This window comes from Actinopolyspora lacussalsi subsp. righensis, from assembly GCF_900116555.1.
In the GTDB taxonomy this organism is placed as follows: domain Bacteria; phylum Actinomycetota; class Actinomycetes; order Mycobacteriales; family Pseudonocardiaceae; genus Actinopolyspora; species Actinopolyspora lacussalsi.
In genome coordinates this window covers 17,893-38,935 of record NZ_FPAT01000018.1, presented here as the reverse complement: position 1 = coordinate 38,935, position 21,043 = coordinate 17,893, and the positions used below count along the sequence as shown (strand labels likewise).

Here is a 21,043-nt window from a genome sequence, read left to right as displayed (position 1 = left end):
CCCACCGACGATCAACCGCGCGGCTTTCATCAGCCGCCCAGGCTTCGTCAAGGTCGTGGAATTCGGACACCGCGTTCGTCGGCCACCTCGCGCGCCCTGTCGTAACCCGCGTCGACGTGGCGCATCACCCCCGTGCCGGGGTCGTTGGTCAGCACCCGACGCAGCTTGCGCTCCGCCAGCTCACTGCCGTCGGCCACGATCACCTGACCCGCGTGCAGCGACTTGCCGATACCGACACCACCCCCGTTGTGCACGGACACCCAGGTCGCACCGGATGCCGTGTTGACGAGGGCGTTGAGCAGCGGCCAGTCCGCGACGGCGTCGGAACCGTCTGCCATCGCCTCGGTCTCGCGGTAGGGCGAGGCCACCGAACCGGTGTCCAGATGGTCCCTTCCCAGCACCACCGGGGCACGCAGTTCGCCGGAGGCGACCATCTCGTTGAACCGCACCCCAGCCAGTTCGCGCTGTCCGTAGCCCAACCAGCAGATGCGGGCGGGAAGCCCCTGGAACGAGACCCGCTCGCCCGCCATCCGGATCCAGCGGGCCAGGTGCTCGTCCTCACCGAACAGCTCCAGGATCGCCCGGTCGGTGGCGGCGATGTCGGCCGGATCGCCGGACAGCGCGGCCCACCGGAACGGCCCCTTGCCCTCGCAGAACTGCGGCCGGATGTAGGCGGGCACGAAGCCCGGGTAGTCGAAGGCTCGCCCGTAACCGGCGGTGCGGGCCTCGCCGCGCAGCGAGTTTCCGTAGTCGAACACCTCGGCCCCCGCGTCGTGGAAGCCGACCATCGCCTCGACGTGCCGGGCCATGGACTCCCTGGCGCGCGCGGTGAACTCCTCCGGGGCGCGGCCGGCGTAGTCGGCCCAGTCCGCGGTGGACACCCCGACGGGCAGGTAGGACAGCGGATCGTGCGCGGAGGTCTGGTCGGTGACGATGTCCGCCTCGACACCGCGCCGCAGCAGTTCCGGCAGCACCTCGGCCGCGTTGCCGATCACCGCCACCGAGCGGGGTTCGCGGCGTTTCCTGGCCGACTCGACGCGTTCGAGCGCGTCGTCGAGCCCCTCGGCCACCTCGTCCAGATAACCGTGCCCGACACGGCGGTGCGCCCGGTCCGCGTCGCACTCGACCACCAGCGCCACCCCCTCGTTCATGGTCACCGCGAGCGGCTGGGCACCGCCCATCCCGCCCAGTCCGGCGGTGACGGTGAGGGTTCCGGCCAGTGTCCCGCCGAAGCGTTTCGCGGCCACCGCCCCGAATGTCTCGTAGGTGCCCTGCAGGATCCCCTGCGTACCGATGTAGATCCAGGAGCCGGCGGTCATCTGGCCGTACATCGTCAGCCCCAGCGAGTCGAGCCTGCGGAACTCCGGCCAGTTCGACCAGTCCCCGACCAGGTTCGCGTTGGCGATCAGCACCCGCGGCGCCCACTCGTGGGTGCGCAGCACCCCGACCGGTTTGCCCGACTGCACCAGCAGGGTCTCGTCCTCGGAGAGCTCGGTCAGCTCACGCACGATCGCGTCGTAGCTGGCCCAGTCCCTGGCGGCCTTGCCGGTGCCGCCGTAGACGACCAGGTCGTCCGGCCGCTCGGCCACCTCGGGATCCAGGTTGTTGCGCAGCATGCGCAGCGGCGCTTCGGTGCTCCAGCTCCGCGCGGTCAGTTCGGTTCCGCGCGGGGCGCGCACGGTACGGCTCGCGGTTGTCACGAGTGGCCTCCGAGTACGGGATCGACGTGTTCGGCCGCCGCCCGGTGGACCTCGCCGGAGGCGAGCAGCTGTTCGGCGGCCAGGATCTGGGGAGCGACGTGCTCGTCCGGCCCCGGACCGGACACCTGGGTGCGCAGCAGGTCACGCACCGCAGCCGTGGCGGGTGCCGGACGCAACGGCGCGCGCAGGTCGAGCGCCCGGGCGGCTGTCAGCAGCTCGACGGCCAGCACCTTGCGCAGCCCGGACACGGCGGTGCGCAGCTTGCGGGCGGCCGACCAGCCCATGGACACGTGGTCCTCCTGCATCGCGCTGGTCGGGATGGAGTCGACCGAGGCGGGATTCGCCGCGCGCTTGAGGTCGGTGACCACGCCTGCCTGGGTGTAGTGCGCGATCATGTAGCCCGAGTCCACCCCGGGGTCGTCCGCGAGGAAGGCGGGCAGGCCCTGCGACCTGGCGACGTCGAGCATCCGGTCGGTACGGCGCTCGGCGATGCCCGCGACGTCGGCAAGCGGTATCGCGAGGAAGTCGAGCACGTGTGCCAGCGGCGCGCCGTGGAAGTTGCCGTTGGACTCCACGCGCCCGTCGTCGAGCACCACCGGGTTGTCGATCGCGGCGGCGAGCTCGCGTTCGGCGACGGTGGCGGCGTGCTCGATGGTGTCGCGCGCGGAGCCGTGCACCTGGGGTGAGCAGCGCATCGAATAGGCGTCCTGCACCCTGGTGCAGTCGGGTCCGCGGTGACTGGCCACCACGGGTGAGTCGGCGAGCAGCGCACGCATCCGCGCGGCCGAGTGGGCCTGTCCCGGATGCGGACGCAGCGCCTGCAGGTCGGCCGCGAACGCGCGGTCGGTGCCCAGCAGCGCCTCCACGCTCATCGCGGCGGTGACGTCGGCGACGTCGACCAGTTCGGACAGGTCGCGCAGTGCCAGCACCAGCATCCCCAGCATGCCGTCGGTGCCGTTGGTCAGTGCGAGACCTTCCTTCTCGGCCAGCGTGACCGGCCGGATTCCCGCCTCCGGCAGCGCCTCGGCGGCGGGTCTGCGCGCTCCCGCCGCGTCGAACACCTCGCCCTCACCGGTCAGCGCCAGCGCCACGGCGGCCAGCGGCGCCAGGTCGCCGGAGCAGCCCAGCGAACCGTACTCGTGGACCACCGGGACGATGCCGGAGTTGAGCAGCTCGGCCAGCGCGTGCGCGGTCTCGGGGCGCACCCCGGTGCGGCCGGTGGCCACGGTGTGCAGCCGCAGCAGCATCAGCGCGCGCACCACCTCCGGCTCCACCGGATCGCCCGCCCCGGCCGCGTGGGAGCGCACGAACGACGCCTGCAGCGCGGCCCGCCGTTCCGGTGGGATGTGGCGGATGGCCAGCGCGCCGAAGCCGGTGGAGACCCCGTAGGTGGGTTGTTCGGCGGCGGCGAGGGTGTCGATGTGCTTGCGGGTGTCGCCGATGCCCTGTTCAGCCGATTCGGAGAGCCGCACGCTCGCCCGCCCCCGGGCCACCGCCATCACCTGTTCGACGGTGAGTGGTTCCGGCCCGACCTCGGTGGGCGCGGTGCCGGAATGTCCCGGGACCGGATGCTGGGTGGGCGGATGCTCGACGTTGTACCGCATGGGTCCATCCCATCGCGGGACGCGCCTGCCGGAAAGCCGGGATACGGTGTTCGTGTCTGGGATTTCAGACACCGGCGCGTTGCCGGGTAGGCATACCGTTCCGGGGCGTCGGTCAGCCGGATCGGGATCGGCGAGCTCGGTGCGGCGGGCTCGGTTCAGCCGGTCGGGCCGGTCGCGTTCGAAGGAGAGAGCTCTTGGGATCCAGCAGCGACGTTCCGGCGCTGCGACGCGGACTCGCGGTGTTGCGGGTGCTGGCGGCACGGCCCGGACCGGTGTCGGCGGCGGTGATCGCGCGGGAGCTGGAGCTGCCCCGCTCCACGACGTATCACCTGCTGGCGGAGCTGACCGAGGCCGGTTTCGTGACCCACCTGCCCGAGGAACGACGCTACGGGCTGGGGGTGGCGAGTTTCGAACTGGGCTCGGCCTACCTGCGGCACGAGCCGCTGGAACGGCTGGCCGGACCGTTGCTGCGGGATCTGGTGGACCGGGTGGGTTACAACGCCCACCTCGGCGTGCTGCACGGCAACGAACTGTTTTACCTGATCAAGGAACGGCCGTCACGACCGCAGACGCTGGTCACCGACGTGGGCGTGCGGCTGCCCGCGCAACTGACCGCCTCGGGCAGAGCGATGCTGGCGCACCTGCCGCGCACCCAGGTCCGGGCGCTGTTCCCCCGCGCGGACAGTTTCGTGCTGCGCACCGAGCGGGGACCGCGGGACCTTCCCGAACTGCGGCGACTGCTCACGCGGGAGCACCGGATGGGGTGGTCGGTGGAGGACGGCCAGATCACCGAGGGGTTCGCCTCGGTCGCCAGCGCGGCGTTCGACCACGGCGGGCGTCCCACCGCCGCCATCAGCGTCACCATGCGGCACCACTGCGAACCGGTCGAGACGGCCGCGGCGGAGAGCGGACGATCCCGCGCACCGTGCGGGGCGAACTGGCCGGAACTCGCCCGGCTGGTGCGGGCGACAGCCGACGAGCTGACCAACCGGATAGGTGGGCGAACCGGCCGAGGTGATTGAGCCGCGACCCGACGTCCACGCGGCCGGCCGACACCGGTCGTGGTCAACGGTCGAGTCCGGACCGCTCCGGAACTCGGCAGCGCGCTACCGCCGGTCCTCGACGAACCGGGACCTCGGCGGAGGGGATGGGCCGTACCGGTGGCGGTGCAGGATCAGCAGCGCGAAGTAGCCGACGATACCCAGGATCGCGAGTAGGGCCAGCGCCTTGGATCCCCGCTGACCCGGCAGCATCAGGTTGGCACCGTTCAGCGCGATCATCAGCCCGAGCAGCAGCTGGTTGCGCCCGGCCGCGCGACTCGCGGCTGTGCCGCGAGCCCAGGGGCGTACCGCCACCCTCCCGGTCCAGCCCAGGGTCCCGAACAGCACGGCCGCAGCACTGCCGACGAATCCGACCGCCAGGGAAACGAGCAGGAACCAGTCCGTCATCCCGCCAGCCGCTTCGCGGCGTAGGGCGACTGCGAACCCGGCTGCGGCCGGGGACCGTACTTCCTGCGGTGCAGGATCGACAGGGTGAAGAAAGCGACCATGGTCACCACCAGCAGGGCGCTCAGCGGACCGAATCCCGTGCCGGGCACGGCTGCCGCGACACCGTTCATTCCGATGATCAGGCCGAGCAACATCTGGTTCCGGCCGCCCTCCCGGTTCGCCCGGGTCCAACGCGCCCAGCAACTGGCGGAGACCTTACCCGCCCAGCCGAGCGCGCCGTAGACGATGAACATCGCGCCGACGAGCAGCGCGAACACCAGCCACACGACATCGAAGGAGTCCATGACTCCGCGATACCAAACAACCGGCCCCGTTGTCCGACACGTTACGAAATCTCCACAGCGGACTGCCTCGGACAGCGGAACCGCCGTCCGAGCCGGTCGGGTGCGACGAACGCAGGGCCCTGACCGGACGGACGCCGCGCGGTCAGGGTGTCGCGGGAGTCGGGAGCACGCTCTCGGGCTCGGTGTCGTACTCCAGCTCCATGTCGTGGTCGATCCCCTCGCCACCGGTCAGGCGCAGCCGGACCGAGTCGGGTTCGGGACCACGGGCCGCCAGTGTGTAGTCACCTTCCGGAAGACCGTCGAACGCGTAGCTACCGTCGACTTCCGGGCTGGTCACGGCCACACTGGTACCGCGCTCGTCGAGCAGGACCAGGCGGAGCTCGGTCAGCGGGGTGCCGTCCGTACGGGCTCGCACGGTGCCCCGGATCCGCCCCGAGGCGAACAGCTCGAGATCGTGGTGGGTGTTCTCCCCGGCCCCGCACGTCACGGCAACCGCAGCGGGCCGGTGTCCGGGGGCCGAGGCGGTGAGCGTGTAGGTGCCCGCCTCCAGCCGGGGAAGCCGGTAGTCCCCCGCCGGTCCGGTGGTCGCCGCGTCGAGCACCTCTCCCCGGAAATCGGTGATCGTGACCGTGGCCCCGGCCAGCCCGCCGTCACCGCTGCCGGTGACAGTGCCGGTGACAGCGGCTGTGGGGTCACCGATTCCGCTGCCACCCACGGTCATGTCGCGACGGGTGGACCGATCGCCGACGCTGATCGTGCGGACTCCGGGAGCGTGTTCCCCGGATGCAGCCACGAGCAGGTAGTTCCGCTGAACACCCTGCGGCGTCTCCGACTCGGAGTCGGCGGGTGCGGACTAGCTCCCCTCCTCCTGAGCTCCGGAACTCACGTCGGCCTCGGCGTTACGCTCGGTGCCCAGCGGCTTCTCCCGCTGCAGCAGCGCTAGTACGAACGCCGCACCCAGCAGCGGGACGAAGTAGAAGAACACCGGCGGCAGCGCTCCGGCGAACGCCTCGACGAAGCCGTCGCGCAGCCGCGGCGGCATCTTCTCGAGTGCCTCCGGGGTGATGCTGCTGGCGTCGGTCGAGGCCTGCTCGGCCAACCGCGGCGGCAGCGTCTGGTCCAGCTGGTCGGACAGCCTGCTGTTGAACAGCGTTCCCACCAGCGCGGTACCCACGGAGGCACCGAGCTGCCGGAAGAAGTTGACTCCGGAGGTCGCCGATCCCAGGTCGGCCCGGGACACCGAGTTCTGCACGGCGGTGGTGAGCACCGGCATGATGGAGCCGATCCCGGCGCCGAGCAGCACCATGTAGAGGCCCGACTGCACGCGGGTGGTTTCGACGCCCATCGTGGACAGCAGGTACATCCCGACGCCTGCCAGCACCGTGCCGTAGATCGGGAAGATCTTGTAGCGCCCGAACCGCGTGATCAGCTGTCCGGTGAGGAACGAGGCCCCCATCATGCCGATGACCATGGGCAGCATCAGCAGCCCGGAGTTGGTCGCTCCCGCGCCACCGACGATCTGCAGATAGGTGGGAATGTAGGTCACGGCTCCGAACATGGCCAGCCCGACCGCCAGGCCCAGGGACACGCAGATCACGAAGATGCGGTCGGTGAACAGCCGCAGCGGGATCACCGGTTCGGTGGCGCGACGTTCGGCGAAGACCCAGCCCACGGTCAGTACGACGAACCCGGCCAGCAGCCCGAGGATCGTCGGGCTTTCCCAGGCGTAGTCGGTACCGCCCCAGCTGGTGACCAGCACCAGGCACGTGACGGCTCCCGCCATCAGCGCCGCCCCGGGATAGTCGATGCGCGGGGACCGGTCGCTGCCGGGAAGCTTGAGCACCAGGCTGACCACGGTGATCGCCACCGCACCCAGCGGAATGTTGATGTAGAAGATCCAGCGCCAGTTCAGCTGCTCGGTGAAGAACCCACCCAGCAGCGGCCCCAGCACCGTGCCGATTCCGATCAGCGGCGCCAGCATGCTCATGTAGCGTCCCCGCTCCCGGGGACTGGTGATCTCGCCGATGATCGACTGCGCACCGACCATCAGTCCACCGGCCCCGACTCCCTGGACGGCGCGGAAGGCGATGAAGGCGTTCATCGACTGCGCGATTCCGGCCAGCACGGAGCCGAGCAGGAACATGCCGATGGAGAACAGGAAAACGGGTTTGCGGCCGAGCAGATCCCCCAACTTGCCGTACAACGGCATGGTGACGACCTGGCCGAGCAGATAGGCGGTTACCGTCCAGGAGATCCGGTCGAAACCGTCCAGTTCACCGGCGATCGTGGGCAACGCCGTGGACACGATCGTCTGGTCCAGCGCCGCCAGCAGGATGCTCAGGATCAGACCGACGAAAATCAACCAGATGCGGCCCTGACTCAGCCGCGTCCCCTCTTCCGGAGGTGAGGTTTTCTCCCCGGTGGGTGACGTGGTCGCGTCGCGGGCGCGCGAGGGCGCGGCGTTCGGCAACGAAACTCCTCGTCGTCAACAGGCGGTGTCGCTCGTGGAGCGCGCGGTGTGGGGTCCCCGGTCATACCCGGCACCGGGGAGCCGTTCGGTTTCAGAGGCCGAGCTGAAGACGGTCGAAGGCCTCGTCGATCAACGCGTCGAGTTCGGCGTCACTGCCGCCGTGCCAGTGCTGGAAGGTCACGCGAGCCACCGTGGTGACCGTCGCCGCCACCAGCTTGGGGCGTAGCTCGCTCTCGACGCCCACGCCGAGGTGTTCCGCCACCGCTTCGGCGATGGCACGTTCGGCGGCGGCGAAGTTGGCCATGTGCTGCGGCAGCAGTGCCGGACACTCGGAGAGCAGCCGTTTGCGCAGCAGCATCTCCTCGCGCATGTCGACGACATCGACCGCTGCATCGTGCAGGGCCCGTCGCAGGATCGACAGCAACGGCTGATCGGAGGCGGCCTCCAGGGCCGCGCTGATCCGGCACTGGAGCTCGGCTCCGTCACCGACCAGAGCTTCTTCCTTGCTGCCGAAGTAGTTAAAAAATGTTCGTGTCGAGACTCCGGCCTCCTGGCCGATCGCCTCTACCGTGACCTGGTCCACACCGTGAGTCGCGGCCAGTCGCAGTGCCGCACCGCGGAGCGCACGGCGGGTGGCCCGCTTCTTGCGCTCGCGCAGACCCGCACCGGCAGTCACGTGTGTCGTCGTCACGCGGCTATTATTGCGCTCCATGCAAATTTTCGCAACATGCAAAATCATGTCGCCCGCCACACTTCGACACCTCGGTCGTATTTGCTTAATTGGCAACTTTCCGTGCCAAACACGCATGGCGGTTCTAGCGTGGGACACATGAGCCACCCACACGCGAACGCGACTCACCACGATGCCGCGCACGACCACCAGCACGACCGGGATCACCAGCACGACCGGGATCAGGCCGAGATCCTCGAACTGGACGCGGAAGTGCTCGCCGAGCACATCGCTTCGATCGCCGCGTGGCTGCCAGTCACGGCCGCTCCCCGCGAGATCGTGGACCTGGGCTGCGGGACGGGAGCAGGAACGTTCGCCCTGCTCAACCACTTTCCCGGGGCGCGCGTAACGGCGGTCGACTCCTCGGTCGGGCACCTCCAGCGGCTGGAGGAGAAAGCACGTGCCGTGGGGGCGGCGGAGCGCGTGCGTACCGTGCAGGCCGATCTCGACGCCGACTGGCCCGACCTCGGCACGCCGGACCTGGTGTGGGCGTCAGCCTCGATGCACCACATGGCCGATCCCGACCGCGCGCTGCGCCGGATCAACGAGATCCTCGCTCCCGGTGGGCTGCTCGCCGTCGTCGAGCTGGCGGGTTTCCCCCGTTTTCTGCCCGAGAACGCCCCGGAGGACCGACCCGGTCTGGAGGAGCGTTGCCACGCCGCGAGCGAGCGCCGCCACGCCGAGCACCTGCCCCACCGGGGCGCCGACTGGGGACCGAAGCTGACCGCCGCCGGCTTCACCGTGGTGGGTGAGCGCGGCGTCACCGTCGACATCGAGGGTTCCCGCGACGAAGCGGTCGGCAGGTACGCCCTCGGCAGCCTGCGGCGCATCCGCGGCGGCATCGCCGAGACACTGGCGGCCGAGGACCTGAGTGCGCTCGACCGGCTGCTCGACACCGAGGGGCCGGGCAGCATCCTGCGCCGCGACGACCTCGCGGTGCGCACCGAACGCACCGTCTGGGCCGCGCGCTCCGGGACCTGACTTCCGAGCGACCGCTGTCCGGAACAACCGCTGCCCGATACCAGCGCTGCCCGATACCAGCGCTGCCCGATACCAGCGCTGCCCGATACCAGCGCTGCCCGATACTAGTGTTGCCGGGCACCCGCTCATGCGGCGGGGAGCTCCCGCCGAGCGAGTGCCCGGCAACCCGGGCGGCAGCGCCGCGTCAGAGTTCGAGGCCGCGTCAGAGCTCGAGCTGGTCCACGAACCGTTTGGCCAGATCCTTCGGATTGGCCTTGTCCACCGACATCTTCTTGTTCATACGGGTGAGATCGGCCGTGGTCAGCTGTTCGGAAACCCTGTTGAGCACCTCGGCCCGCTCGTCGTTCAACGCCCCCTCGTGTGCCAGCGGCAGCACGTTCTGCGCGGGGAACATGTTCTTCGGGTCGTCCAGGGTCGCCAGGTTGTCGCGGTCGATCGCGGCCGTGGTGCTGAACAGGTTGGCCACCTGGATACGGCCGTCGTTGAGCGCGTCGACCCGAACGCTGCCCGCTTCCAGATTCTTGATGTCGGCGAAGGTGCAGCCGTACACCTCGGAGATGCGCTGCTTCCAGCGCGGTGCCCACTCGGAGGGCGCTCCCAGCACGAGGTCGCCACAACGCGATCCCAGATCCGACATGGAACGCAGCCCGGCCTCGGCGGTCTCGCTCGTCACCGTGAGCACGTCGGAGTTCTCGGCCGCGGAGTAGTCCAGCACCCGAAGGCTGTCCGGCAACGCTCCCTCGAGCTCCCGGTAGATCTTCTCGGAGCCGGTGGCCGAGGCGTTCTCCTCGAAGTGCCGCAGCAGGTTGCCCGTGTACTCCGGAATCACCGAGATCTCACCGTCGCGGACCGCGCCGACGTAGACCTCGCGAGCACCGATGCGGCCCTTGGTCGTGACCTCGGCACCGGTGCCGCGCAGCGCTTCGGCGTAGATCTCCATCAACAGCTGGCTCTCGCTGAAGTTGGCCGATCCCACGACGATAGGCCCGCCCGAGTCGGCACCCGACTCGGTGGGATCGGCGCATCCGGACAGCAGTCCCGTGGCGGCCACCAAGGCGACCACCGGTGCTACCAGCCGCTTCATCGTTGTTTCCTCCTGCCTCGGGGCCGTGCCCCGGTGTTCGCGGCGGTAAGCGTCACCCCGCGTGGTACGAGCAACCAGGTGAGCCCCGCCAGTGCCAGATCGACCAGCACGGCCAGCAGCGCGATCAGGATCGCTGCCGAGGCCATCTGGTCGTAGCGCCCGATCGTCTGCCCCTCGATCAGCAACTGCCCCAGACCGCCGAGACCGACATAAGCCGCCACCGCCGTGGTCGCCATGACCTGCAACATCGCGTTGCGCACCCCGCCCATCAGCAGGGTGAGCGCGTTGGGAAGCTCCACCTGCCACAACCGCTGCTTCGAGGTCATGCCCATGCCCTTGGCGGCATCCACCGCCTGGGAGGGAACGGCACGCACACCGGCGTAGGTGCCGGACAGCACCGCGGGAAAAGCGAGTACCACCAGCGCGGCCAGCGCGATGCTTCCCCGGAACAACACCGCGAGCCCGGTCACCAGACCAAGCGTGGGCAGGGCGCGCATGGCGTTGCTGAATCCCACGACGAACACCGAACCTCGACCGGTGTGTCCGATGTAGAGGCCGAGCGGAACCGCCAGCAGGGCAGCGGCGCAGACCGCGAACAAGCAGTAGAGCAGGTGCAGCCACGCCTGGCGCAGCACACCTTCGTCGCCGGTCCAGTTGGACGGGTCGAGCAGCCAGGCCGCTATGTCGGTGATCAAGAAGCGATCACCGCCCGCCCGGCGCGTTCCCAGGGAGTCAGCAGGCGGCAGCCGAGCACCAGCAGCAGATCGACCAGCAGCGCCAGCAGCACGGTGAGCACGATTCCGACCGGTATCTGCACCAGGTCCCGCTCGAAACCGACCATGAACAACCGCCCCAGCCCGCCGGTCCCCACCAGAGCACCCACGCTGACCAGGCTGATGTTGCTCACTGAGGCCACCCGCACTCCCGAGGTCAACGCAGGGACCGCCAGTGGCAGCTCCACCGTGAGGAACCGGCGGTGCGGGCGGTAGCCCATCGCGGTGGCAGCGATCGTGACGTGGGTGGGCACCGCCTCCAGGGCGTCGAGCACCGGGCGCACGAGCAGCGCGGTGGTGTAGAGCGTCAGCGCGATGACGACGTTGAGCGACGAGGTGAAGTCGGTACCGAGCAGGCTGGGCAACAGCACGAACACCGCGAGTGACGGGATGGTGTAGACGATGCCCGCGGTGCCGAGCAGTGCCGCCCGCGACCAGCCGACCCGTTGGGCGATCCTGCCCAGCGGCAGCGCCAGCAGCACCCCGGCCAGCAGCGGAACCAGCGAGAGGTAGACGTGTTGGCCGATCTGCTCCAGCAGCACCTCGCGGTTGGACGGACTGGAGAAGTACCTGAGCAGTTCGTCCATCACTGGACAGCACCCTCGGCGACCGCAGGATGTCGCCGTGATTCCAGGATGTCGAGCACCTGTCGGGCCGTGACCACGCCGAGGTGGACGCCGTCCTCGTCCACGACGACCCCGAGACCGGAGGGAGCCGACAGGGCAGCGTCCAGCGCGCCGCGCAGCGGGGCACCGCTGGTGTGCAGCGATCCACCCGCGGTCAGCTGGTCCTCGGTGAGCTGGCCGTGGATGGGGGCTCCCGGCGGGAGCCAGCCGCGTGGCCGGTCGTGCGGGTCGAGCACCAGCACCCACTCGGCCTGGCTGGGAACATCCGCGCTGGTGTCGCCGATGCGAACGGTGTCCACGGAACCGGGGACGAGCCCGTCCGAATCCACGAAGGACAGTCTGCGGTAGCCGCGGTCCCGCCCGACGAACGAGGTCACGAAGTCGTCGGCGGGTTCCGCCAGCAGTTGTTCGGGAGGCGCGTACTGCGCGAGGTAACCACCCTGCCGCAGCACCGCGACGTTCTCGCCGAGCTTGACCGCCTCGTCGATGTCGTGCGTGACGAACAGGACGGTCTTGCCCAGCTCGCCCTGCAACCGCAGCAGCTCGTCCTGCAGCCCCTCCCGCACCACGGGATCGACGGCGCTGAACGGTTCGTCCATCAGCAGCACGGGCGGATCGGCGGCCAGTGCACGAGCGACCCCCACCCGCTGCTGCTGCCCACCGGAAAGCTGGACCGGGTAGCGCTTCCGGAGCTCGGCCGGCAGTCCCACGCGTTCCAGCAGACCCTCGGCCCGACGCCGCGCGTCACGTCGGCTGTGTCCGAACAGCCGGGGCACGGTGGCGACGTTGTCGCGAACCGTGCGGTGCGGGAACAGTCCCGCCTGCTGGATCACGTAGCCGATACCCCTGCGCAGCCCGGCCGGGTCGGAATCGCGAACATCGTCGCCGTCGACCAGTACCGCCCCCGAGGACGGTTCGATCATCCGGTTGACCATCCGCAGCAGTGTGGTCTTGCCACAACCGGAGGGGCCGACCAGCACGGTTATCGTTCCCACGGGAACGGTCAGGCTCAACTCCTGCACGGCGACCGTGCCGTCGTCGTACTGCTTGCGCACGGACCGGAACTCGATCACCGAGCCCCCTCCCGGATCACCGACGGTCACTCGCCGACCGTCGCAAGCCTCGCCGAGCTTAACCCGATCAGCTGTCTCACGCGATGTAATGAGACTTACGCGTAACCACCGTTCCGTTCCGACAGCGGAAGTCACACGAACGTGCCCTGCGAAACTCACACCTGTGACACCGATGAACACGTTTCGAGCAAGACGGGCGCCGGAGTGTGGGACACCCGCTGGTGTGCACAATTGGTTGCGCACCGCCGAACCGGACGAGTGCGGACACCGACAGCGGGACGGGACATGAGCACCCAGGTTGAAGTCGCCACCGACTCCACGGGAGTCGAGGCGGTTCGCGAGCGACTCCACCACGAAGGCGTGCTCGCACGTCCGCTGCGGCACGTTTTCGCACTGCTGACACGCCGGCCGCACACCCTGCCGGAGCTGGTGCGGCTCTGCCGCACACCGCGCAGAACGGTGGAGGAACTGATTCGGCTGGCGGGCGAGGACGTCGAGCGAGGCCCGGAGGGCTACCGGCTGCGGGACTCGGCTCACGAGCTCTATCGGGAACGGATCCTGTTCGGCGAGCACGAGGCCCCACGGGAGGACGAGGAGGCCGAGCGGCTCCTCCGCGAGTTCATCGCCACCGGCCCGGTGCCCTGCGCCGCGCTGGACCACGTGACGGCCACCGCCGGGACCGCGGTGCGCCGCGCCGCGTGGCTGCGCGACAACTACGACCTGCACCGGGCTCACCTGCTGCTGCTCGGTGATCACGACCTGACCTCGCTGGCGAGCTGCCTGCTGGTTCCGGAGCTGCGGGTCACCGTGGTCGACCTCGACGAGCGGATCCTCGCCCACATCGACGGAATCGCGGCCGAGCACCAGCTGTCGGTGCACACCGTGCACGCGGACCTGCGGTTCGGACTGCCGACGGCGTTGGTGGACGGTTTCGAGCTGGTCTTCAGCGACCCGCCCTACACCCCCGAGGGGATGGGGCTGTTCACCGCGCGGGCCGCGGAGGCCATGGCCGACGGCAACAGCAGACTGCTGCTGGCCTACGGCTTCAGCCCGCGCACACCGGCACTGGGGCACAAGGTGCAGCAGGAACTGCTGCGGCTGGGCATGGTGTTCGAGAACATCGTCGCCGATTTCAACGAGTACCACGGGGCCGAGGCCATCGGGAGCACGAGCGCGCTGTACGTGTGCCTACCCACCGCGAAAGCCCACAAGTCGACGGGTGAGCGGCAGGCGATCTACACCCACGGCCCGCAGTCGCTGGAAAGCGGCGAGGAAGCTCCCGGCACCGATTTCCTGCGGGCGCTCGGTGGGACCGTCGGCAGCGAGGTGGGGGAACTGCGTTCGCCCGGCTGGCAACGTCCGCTGCGGACCGGTGGAGCGGTCCCGGTTTTCGACCTCCGCGCCGATCCCGGACCGTGGTTGCTGCGGATGCTGCTCGCCTGCAACGCAGATCGGGCGGGTTTCCTCGTGCCGAACCGGCATCCCGACATCACCAGCGAGCACGCGCAGAGCTCGCTGTCGCACGTGGTGGGAGCCAAGTACTCGCTGCGCTTCCAACGCGGCAAACCGGACGCCAACCACGCGGTCGTGGTCGCGGAACGCCGGAAACAGGGCGGCGGGATCGCCGGGTACCTCTCGCACCGGGCACACGGCAAGATCGGCAACGTCTGGCGCGAGGCTCTGATCGCGAACTCCGAGACCCCGCTGACCAAGCGTGCGGCGAAGGCGCACGTCGAAGCGCTCGTGGCCGACAGCGCCGATCTGGGGCTGCGGCTGATCGACCTCCCCCGCCACCGGCTGAGCACGTTGCTGCACACCGAAGCCGACTCGTGAACCCTTCACACGCGCCGCGTCGGGGTAGGCGTCGATTTCCCGCGAAATCGCCGCGCCGGAACCGCCGTCGGGACGCGGCCATGCGGGTAAGCAACGCGATTGTCCCCGGTGCGTGAGTCGGATGCATTGCGAGGCCGGGCCGCTCGCCGCGTAGGTCGCTACTCAAGAGCCGGCCCAACACAGCAAGGCGCCGACTCACGTGCCGGCTACCCGGCCACGCAATCCAAGTTCCGACACGGGTTCTAATTCGGCCCGCGTGCGGCGATGAGGGACCCTCCGGCGAGCATGGCGTGGAACTCGGCGGCGGGAACCGGCGGCGAGAAGAACCAGCCCTGGTGCTCGAATACCCCCGCGCCGAGCAGGGTGTCGAACTGCTGCGCGTTCTCGACCCCCTCGGCGATGCAGGAACGCCCCATGGCGTTGGCCATGTCCACCACGGCCTTGGCCACCGCGAAGTCGCTGTTGTCGGAGTGGATGTCGGCCACGAACCGGCGGTCGACCTTGATGATCTGCGCGGGTAGTTCCTTGAGCCGCGCCAACGACGAGAAACCGGTGCCGAAGTCGTCCACGGCGAACCTCGCACCCCGGTCGACCAGTTCCGTCATGGCCGCCCGAGCACGCGAGGGCAGATCGACCAGGGAACTCTCCACCAGTTCCAGCACCACTCTGTCCCAGGAGATACCCGCCTGGTTCACGCAGTCGGTGACGTAGTCGACGAAATCGTGATCGCCGGGAACCATCCCGGCCAGATTCACCGCCACCGACACCGCCGTCGCGCCGGATCCGGGCCACTCCGCCGCCTCGCGCAGCGAGGTGCGCAGCACCCAGCGGTCTATCTCGCGCATCAGCCCGCCCTGATCGGCGACCGGCAGGAAGGTCCCGGGGGAAAGCAGGCCACGTTCCTGGTGCGGCCACCGCAGCAGGGCCTCGGCGCTGACGATGATTCCGCGCCGATCCACCACCGGCTGGTAGTACAGCGTCAGCTGGTCGTGGTGCAACGCCTCCCGCAGCTGGCCCTCCAGGTGGAGCTGGCTGTCCGCCGAAGCCATCAACGACGGCCCGGCCAACGACACCCTGCCGGGCCCACCCCGCTTGGCCTCGAACATGGCGGCGTCGGCGAAGCGGAGCAGATCGGCACCGTCGTTGGTCCCGTCCGGCACGGAGGCACCGATGGAGGCCGACACCCGAACCAACTGGCCACGTACCGGAACGGCGGTTCGTAACAGACCGGAGACCCTGGTGGCCAGCGAGTCGGTACCCCCCACCTCGTGGACGTCGGAACAGATGACCACGAACTCGTCCCCGGAAATACGAGCGGCGACACAGCCGTCGGGCAGCCCGCCCTCCAACCGCCGGGCCAGTGCCACGAGCAGGTCGTCCCCCGCGTCGTGGCCGAGCGAGTCGTTGATCCGCTTGAAGTTGTCGATGTCGCAGAACAACACCGCGATGCGATCGGGGTCGCCCTCCGCGAGCATGTTGCCCAGCATTTCCTTGACCGCGGCCCGGTTGGGCAGTCCGGTCAGCTCGTCGTGGGTGGCCTGGAACCGCAGGGCCTCCGCGTTGCGGCGCCGTTCGGTGACGTCCTGGAAGACCACCAGCCAGGACTTCGTTCCGTCGTCGCGCACCGACAACGAACTGTGCAGCTCGCAGTAAACCGGTCGACCGTCGGAGCGGGCCAGCATCCGCTGCAGCGGTTCGTCGCGCCTACCGTTCGAGGCGTCCCGCAGCTCGGTTCCGCCGAGGCCGCCCCCTGGGTCGTCGGGATGCGTTATCCCGCTGACCGTATTGCCCCGCAGCTCCTGCAACCGGTAGCCGAGCAGGTCGCACATCGCGTCGTTGGCGTCGATCAACCGCTCGGTCTCGTCGAACAGCCCGATGCCGACCGGAACGACGCTTACCAGGTCGGTGAATCGCTGGCTGGAACGTTCCATGCGGGTGACGGCGGTGCGCTGCTCGGTCACGTCCTGGGCGGTCCCGACCAGCAGTGGGCGGTCGGCGACGTCGGTTATCACCGCTCCGTGACAGAGCAGAATCCGCATCTCCCCGTCCGGACGGATATAGCGGTACTCGATCTCGAGGGGAATGTGGTTCTCGATCAACTCCTGCCAGCAGCGGTCGACCCGCGGGCTGTCCTCCGGATGAATGTGATCGAGGTAGTACTCGTACGTGGTCTCGGTACCGGGAGGTGTACCGGTGATCTCCAGCAGGGTTTCGGACAACCGGAGCGTGTTGGTGTGCGGGTTCCCCTCCCAGGTGCCCAATCCGGCCACGCGCTGCGCGTTCTGCAACTTGCGGCGTTCGTTGGCCAGCGTCCGCGCGGTGGGGGTCATCAGGTCGGAGACGTCGACGAGCAACGTGACCGTCAACTTCGGGTTTCCGCGGTTCGGCCAGCTCAGGACACGGAACCAGATGTCCTGGGCACGATCGCTCGGCTTGGCGAACTCCCCCTCGACGGTCAGTAACTCGTTCAGGGAGCGCCCCGGCAGAGCACCACCGGAGTTCGCTCCCAGCAGCGTGGCGGCCTGATCGGTGGCGCGGATGATCGTCCCGGACGGACTGCTCAACAGCGCGGGTGCATCGGGCAACGGTTCCATCGCCGCGTCGAGATCGGCGGTCACACCGGGACCGACCGGCTGGTACGTCTCCGGGGGATGTGGTTTCCCCCGCCCCGTTCGCCGGTCCTGTCTGCTGCGTTCGGTCACGGACCAACCTCCGCATCGCCACTGCGTTCGCGCTACGCCCCCGACCGGCTGATCGTTCAATAGTGGCATGAACCACAACTGATAATTCCAACCATACCGGCGTTCGGGTGAAAAGCTAAGCCGCGACGTCACCGTTACGGCTGACTCTCCTCAAGCTGAGACGTGGAGCCGCCGACAACGTGACGCGCTGTCGAACAAATCACACAGTGACGTTCGGAACCGGGAACGTGCACGGGTTGGGTGCCACCGGGATCCCGCCGACCCGCCCGGCCGCTCGACGCGTCTCTCAGCCGGTCGTGGCGAAACGACTCGGGGCCGGTCGACGACAGGCCCTGTCGTCGACCGGCCCCGTCCTCTCGTACGGTTCCGGTTCGGCTTCCACCACGGGAACCAACCTGCCGAGTAGTCCCGCCCCACGAGGCATCCGACTGACGCGCCGGGAAGACGCGAACTCGCCCCCGAGAGGCGAATACGCTGTTCAGGCCGTGGCCACCCCGTCCTTCCGGGCGGCCTCGGCGACCGCGTCGGCGACCTCCGGCGCGACCCTGGGATCCAGCGGGCTGGGCACGATGTAGTCGGCGGCCAGCTCCTCCGAGGCGACGGCCGCGATGGCCTCGGCGGCGGCGACCTTCATCCGGTCACTGATCATCCGGGAACCGGCGTGGAGAGCCCCCTTGAAGATCCCGGGGAACGCCAGCACGTTGTTGATCTGGTTCGGGAAGTCGCTACGTCCGGTGGCGACCACACTCGCGTGCCTGGCCGCGACCTCCGGATGAATCTCGGGATCCGGATTGGACAGCGCGAACACGACGGCGTCGTCGGCCATCGTCTCCACCAGCTCCTCCGGAATGGTGCCCGCGGAGACGCCGATGAGCACATCGGCACCGCGCAGGGCTTCGGGCAATCCGCCGGTGACGTGCCGGGGGTTCGTGCGCTCGGCCAGTTCCGCCTTGATCGGGGTCAGGTTGTCCCTGCCGGAGTGGATCACACCTCGCGAGTCCGCCACGACGACCTCACCGACACCGGCGGCCTCCAGGATCTCGGCACAGGCCACCCCCGCGGCCCCCGCCCCGGAGATCACCACGCGCAGCGAACCGAAGTCGCGTCCCGAGAGCCGGCAGGCGTTGCGCAGCGCGGCGAGGGTCACGACCGCCGTCCCGTGCTGGTCGTCGTGCATGACCGGGCAGTCCAGGGCCTCGACCAGCCTGCGTTCGAGATCGAAGCACCGCGGCGCGGCCACGTCCTCCAGATTGACCGCTCCGAACGAGGGACGCAGCCGGACCAGGGTTTCCACGATCTCGTCGTTGTCGGTGGTGTCCAGCACCAACGGGATGGAGTCCAGACCGGCGAAGTTCTTGAACAGCGCCGCCTTGCCCTCCATGACCGGCAGCGAAGCACGCGGACCGATGTCACCGAGCCCCAGCACGGCGGTGCCGTCACTGACGACCGCCACCAGCCCACTGGTCCAGGTGTAGCGAGAAGTCAGCGTCTGGTCCGCGTTGATCGCACGGCTGACCTTGGCCACACCCGGCGTATACGCGATGGAGAGGTCGCGCGGACTCGTCAACGGGGCGGTGGGGGCGATGGCCAGCTTTCCGCCCTCGTGCGCTCCGAATATCTCCTCGTGGGTCAACTCCGCGTTCGGCGTTGCCGATGCGGACGCGGAATCGGACGTGTTCTGATGATCACTAACTGTGGTCACGGCGTCCTCCTGTTGCCTTGACCTGGCCACCGGGAGCGACTCCCGGGCGGCAGATGGGCGACGTCGCACGCCGTGTGGACTGGTGCCACTCGACGAGGCGTCTAGGGGCGACCGAGACCGACTGCCCAGGTCCGGGCAGCAGCTCGGCGGACGCTGCGGTTCGCCGAGTATGTCAGCCACCCCCGGGGCTGTCTGCGACTAGGGTCACACCACACCAGCATCTTCAACAAATTGTCAACACTCGTTCCGGTGATCGTCAGTACCGGGGGAGAAACCCCGCCGGTACTTTCCCGACGACACGACCGGAGAACACCGGTAATAGGCTGTCGGTGTGGACATGCGTCGACTGGGCATCAGCGGTGCCGTGGAATTCACCCCTCCGGCCTTTCCCGATCGCCGGGGGCTGTTCGTTGCTCCCTTCCAGCAGGAGGCGTTCGCCGAAGCGGTCGGACACCGACTGCCCCTGGCACAGCTCAACAACAGCGTGTCCCATCGCAACGTGGTACGCGGTGTGCACTTCGCGGACGTTCCGCCGGGCCAGGCCAAGTACGTCTACTGCCCACAGGGGAGCCTGCTCGACGTGGTGGTCGACGTGCGGATCGGCTCACCCACCTTCGGGCGGTGGGAAGCCGTTCGGCTGGACTCGCGGAACTACAACGGGCTGTACCTGGCCGAAGGTCTCGGGCACGCCTTCGCGGCGTTGGCCGATGACACGGTGATGATCTACCTCTGCTCGACGCCGTACAACCCTCCTGCCGAGCACGCGGTCAACCCGCTGGACCCGGAGCTCGGACTGCCGTGGAACGAGCTCGACGCGGAACCGATATTATCCGAAAAGGATCGTTCCGCGCCCTCGCTGGCCGAGGCGAACGAGGCGGGCATCCTGCCGCGCCACGCGGACTGCCTGGAACGCTACGAGCGACTGCGCTCCGCCGAATGACGGGCCGAGCGACGGGCGCCGAACGACAGCGACCGCCTCACCGCCGGACGCACGAGCACGGATCCTGACCACCAGGAATACGAGTCAGACTCGTTTTCACCGCGACCGCGGGATTCCCAACTCCGAACCACACCGAACGGCTCCCGGCGAGGCTACTCAACGTATCCGGCCGGGGCGCGGCACCAGTCGCCAGCGCAGCACCCCCAACACCTCCGCGGGGCCGAGTCGGCGGGAATCGGTGGAAGCCGCGGCGTGGTCCCCGGTGACGTGCCAACCCCCCTCGACACGGCACACCGCCCGTTTCACCGAGAGCTGGTTCGGCCTGGACGGCCACCTGACGAGCACGACGTCACCGGGCCTCGGCTCGGTACGCAACCGCAGCAACACGATGTCCCCGTCCCGCAGCGTGGGAGCCATCGAGGGCCCTCGCACACGCAGCCTGCGCCAGCGCAGCCGACCGAGCGAACTCACACCTACCTCCGTAAGACAACGACGATCGTAACGGAGTAGGGTCGGCCCCGTCGGAGCATTCACTGTCACTTTCAGGGAGGAAGTATGCGACTCCTGTCGCGGCTTCTCGGCCCGCGTCTGGAAGCAACCGCCCACTGCGACCTGCCGTGCGGCGTTTACGACCCGGCCCAGGCACGGATCGAGGCCGAGTCCGTCAAGGCCATCCAGGAGAAGTACCAGAACAACGAGGACCCCGAGTTCCGCACTCGCGCGATCAACATCGCCGAGCAGCGCTCGGAACTGGTCAAGCACCACCTGTGGGTACTGTGGACCGACTACTTCAAGCCTCCGCACTTCGAGAAGTACCCGCAGCTGCACGAACTGGTGAACAAGGCCACCAAGGCCGCCGGTGCGGCCGGCACCAAGGGCTCGATGGACCCGGCCACGGGTCAGGAGCTGCTGGACTACATCGCCGAGATCGACAAGATCTTCTGGGAGACCAAGAAGGGCTGAACGCCCCGTAGGTCCTCACACAACGCCGGCCGGCCGGAACACGCTTCCGCCGGTCGGCGTCGTTTTTCTC

Annotated in this window: 19 protein-coding genes; 5 read left to right on the top strand and 14 right to left on the bottom strand. The window is 68.9% G+C overall.

Annotated elements, in window-relative coordinates:
- Positions 1-47 precede the first annotated feature (47 nt).
- Both hutU and hutH read right to left on the bottom strand, forming a co-directional pair.
- Entirely contained in the window at positions 48-1,700 is a 1,653-nt protein-coding gene (gene hutU, locus BM394_RS22060; RefSeq protein WP_092981741.1) for a urocanate hydratase, read from the bottom strand.
- Positions 1,697-3,304 (bottom strand): histidine ammonia-lyase, encoded by a 1,608-nt coding sequence (gene hutH, locus BM394_RS22055; RefSeq protein WP_092981739.1) that lies wholly within the window; start codon positions 3,302-3,304, stop codon positions 1,697-1,699. Before hutH ends, hutU begins: the two co-directional genes overlap by 4 nt.
- Before the next feature lie 194 nt (positions 3,305-3,498).
- Here hutH and BM394_RS22050 point away from each other — a divergent pair, with 194 nt between their 5' ends.
- Positions 3,499-4,326 (top strand): IclR family transcriptional regulator, encoded by an 828-nt coding sequence (locus BM394_RS22050; RefSeq protein ID WP_092981737.1) that lies wholly within the window; start codon positions 3,499-3,501, stop codon positions 4,324-4,326.
- An 84-nt stretch (positions 4,327-4,410) separates the two neighbouring features.
- On the opposite strand, the gene BM394_RS22045 is transcribed toward BM394_RS22050, so the two are convergent.
- From BM394_RS22045 to BM394_RS22025, 5 genes are all read right to left on the bottom strand, one after another.
- Positions 4,411-4,752 (bottom strand): hypothetical protein, encoded by a 342-nt coding sequence (locus tag BM394_RS22045; protein ID WP_092981735.1) that lies wholly within the window; start codon positions 4,750-4,752, stop codon positions 4,411-4,413.
- Positions 4,749-5,096, bottom strand: a complete 348-nt coding sequence (locus tag BM394_RS22040) for a hypothetical protein (RefSeq protein WP_092981733.1) — start codon at positions 5,094-5,096, stop codon at positions 4,749-4,751. The genes BM394_RS22045 and BM394_RS22040 overlap by 4 nt, the downstream gene beginning before the upstream one ends.
- A 142-nt stretch (positions 5,097-5,238) precedes the next feature.
- On the bottom strand, positions 5,239-5,889 hold the full coding sequence (locus tag BM394_RS22035) for a carboxypeptidase-like regulatory domain-containing protein (protein ID WP_092981731.1): 651 nt from the start codon (positions 5,887-5,889) through the stop codon (positions 5,239-5,241).
- Between the two features lie 60 nt (positions 5,890-5,949).
- Positions 5,950-7,566 (bottom strand): MDR family MFS transporter, encoded by a 1,617-nt coding sequence (locus BM394_RS22030; RefSeq protein ID WP_092981729.1) that lies wholly within the window; start codon positions 7,564-7,566, stop codon positions 5,950-5,952.
- Between the two features lie 91 nt (positions 7,567-7,657).
- On the bottom strand, positions 7,658-8,257 hold the full coding sequence (locus BM394_RS22025; RefSeq protein ID WP_245780380.1) for a TetR/AcrR family transcriptional regulator: 600 nt from the start codon (positions 8,255-8,257) through the stop codon (positions 7,658-7,660).
- Positions 8,258-8,395: 138 nt separating this feature from the next.
- On the opposite strand from BM394_RS22025, the gene BM394_RS22020 reads away from it, so the two are divergent.
- Positions 8,396-9,277 carry a class I SAM-dependent methyltransferase gene (locus BM394_RS22020; protein ID WP_092981725.1) on the top strand — a complete coding sequence of 294 codons (882 nt, stop codon included), beginning with the start codon at positions 8,396-8,398 and terminating at the stop codon, positions 9,275-9,277.
- 202 nt (positions 9,278-9,479) lie between these two features.
- On the opposite strand, the gene BM394_RS22015 is transcribed toward BM394_RS22020, so the two are convergent.
- From BM394_RS22015 to BM394_RS22000, 4 genes are read right to left on the bottom strand one after another with little or no spacing between them, the layout of a single operon-like run.
- Entirely contained in the window at positions 9,480-10,361 is an 882-nt protein-coding gene (locus BM394_RS22015; RefSeq protein WP_092981723.1) for an ABC transporter substrate-binding protein, read from the bottom strand.
- On the bottom strand, positions 10,358-11,056 hold the full coding sequence (locus BM394_RS22010; RefSeq protein ID WP_092981722.1) for an ABC transporter permease: 699 nt from the start codon (positions 11,054-11,056) through the stop codon (positions 10,358-10,360). Before BM394_RS22010 ends, BM394_RS22015 begins: the two co-directional genes overlap by 4 nt.
- On the bottom strand, positions 11,053-11,721 hold the full coding sequence (locus tag BM394_RS22005) for an ABC transporter permease (protein WP_175530211.1): 669 nt from the start codon (positions 11,719-11,721) through the stop codon (positions 11,053-11,055). The genes BM394_RS22010 and BM394_RS22005 overlap by 4 nt, the downstream gene beginning before the upstream one ends.
- Positions 11,721-12,833 carry an ABC transporter ATP-binding protein gene (locus tag BM394_RS22000; protein WP_092981757.1) on the bottom strand — a complete coding sequence of 371 codons (1,113 nt, stop codon included), beginning with the start codon at positions 12,831-12,833 and terminating at the stop codon, positions 11,721-11,723. Before BM394_RS22000 ends, BM394_RS22005 begins: the two co-directional genes overlap by 1 nt.
- 285 nt (positions 12,834-13,118) lie before the next feature.
- Here BM394_RS22000 and BM394_RS21995 point away from each other — a divergent pair, with 285 nt between their 5' ends.
- The gene (locus tag BM394_RS21995; RefSeq protein ID WP_092981718.1) at positions 13,119-14,666 is read left to right on the top strand and encodes a bis-aminopropyl spermidine synthase family protein; all 1,548 of its coding nucleotides are present in this window, start codon (positions 13,119-13,121) and stop codon (positions 14,664-14,666) included.
- 242 nt (positions 14,667-14,908) lie between these two features.
- On the opposite strand, the gene BM394_RS21990 is transcribed toward BM394_RS21995, so the two are convergent.
- Complete coding sequence (locus tag BM394_RS21990; RefSeq protein ID WP_217643662.1) at positions 14,909-17,368, bottom strand: putative bifunctional diguanylate cyclase/phosphodiesterase; 2,460 nt, start codon at positions 17,366-17,368, stop codon at positions 14,909-14,911.
- 478 nt (positions 17,369-17,846) lie between these two features.
- A complete protein-coding gene (locus BM394_RS21985; RefSeq protein ID WP_092981713.1) occupies positions 17,847-19,070 on the bottom strand; it encodes an NAD(P)-dependent malic enzyme in 1,224 nt (407 codons plus the stop codon).
- A gap of 337 nt (positions 19,071-19,407) precedes the next feature.
- On the opposite strand from BM394_RS21985, the gene BM394_RS21980 reads away from it, so the two are divergent.
- Positions 19,408-20,010 (top strand): dTDP-4-dehydrorhamnose 3,5-epimerase family protein, encoded by a 603-nt coding sequence (locus BM394_RS21980; protein WP_175530215.1) that lies wholly within the window; start codon positions 19,408-19,410, stop codon positions 20,008-20,010.
- Positions 20,011-20,166: 156 nt separating this feature from the next.
- On the opposite strand, the gene BM394_RS21975 is transcribed toward BM394_RS21980, so the two are convergent.
- Complete coding sequence (locus BM394_RS21975; protein WP_092981707.1) at positions 20,167-20,481, bottom strand: S26 family signal peptidase; 315 nt, start codon at positions 20,479-20,481, stop codon at positions 20,167-20,169.
- Positions 20,482-20,565: 84 nt separating this feature from the next.
- On the opposite strand from BM394_RS21975, the gene sodN reads away from it, so the two are divergent.
- A complete protein-coding gene (sodN, locus tag BM394_RS21970; RefSeq protein ID WP_043576769.1) occupies positions 20,566-20,973 on the top strand; it encodes a superoxide dismutase, Ni in 408 nt (135 codons plus the stop codon).
- Positions 20,974-21,043: the final 70 nt, after the last annotated feature.